Source organism: Oleiphilus sp. HI0061 (genome assembly GCF_001635675.1).
Genome location: NZ_LWFE01001379.1, coordinates 1 through 651 on the forward strand (window position 1 = coordinate 1; position 651 = coordinate 651).

Sequence of the window (651 nt, forward strand, 5' to 3'; positions counted from 1 at the left end):
ATTCGATATTCGACTTGAATGGTGTAATTGAGGAGGACCTTCAAGCGAATGCCGCTACCACTTTCCGAAACTATACGCAAAGTGGCGCTGAGTTATCGGGTGGCTCATTAGCAACACCTGTAGACAAACAGTACCAAGATGCGAAAGCAACGGATGCGAATATTTCTACGATTGTCATGGATGGCGGCGGTAATGATATCTTGATACCGGCAACTTTATTCGACCCTTATGGTTGCCGTACTAAGTGGTATCGCTGGAACATTTCTAGCAGCTGCCGTGGCTTAGTTGAAGATCAGTATGTTAACGCGGTTAACTTGCTAAACCAAATGGATGCAGATGGCGTCGATAATGTTGTATGGCTCGGCTATTACGAGCTACCTAGAGGTAATGCGAATCTAACTCAAGCATTGAATTATGGAGATGACTTGCTGGGTTATGCTTGTGACGTGTCGAGTAATGCGAATTGTCATTTTGTAGATCCGCGTGGAACGGTACCTGCTTCTCAGGTGGAAAGTGATGATATTCATCCGACCGTGGAAGGATCTCATAACCTTTCAGCACAGATCTGGCCAGTACTTCAGCCTTTGCTATAAAAACAGAGTAGTAAGTTTTGGAGCGGCAGGGATCGCCGCTTTCTCGAAATGTCTAAAG

Annotated in this window: 1 protein-coding gene; it reads left to right on the top strand. The window is 45.5% G+C overall.

From position 1 onward, the window contains the following. Positions 1 to 593: SGNH/GDSL hydrolase family protein (locus A3735_RS31225; RefSeq protein ID WP_068638624.1), on the top strand; the 593-nt coding region annotated here is incomplete at its 5' end. Positions 594 to 651 lie beyond the last annotated feature (58 nt).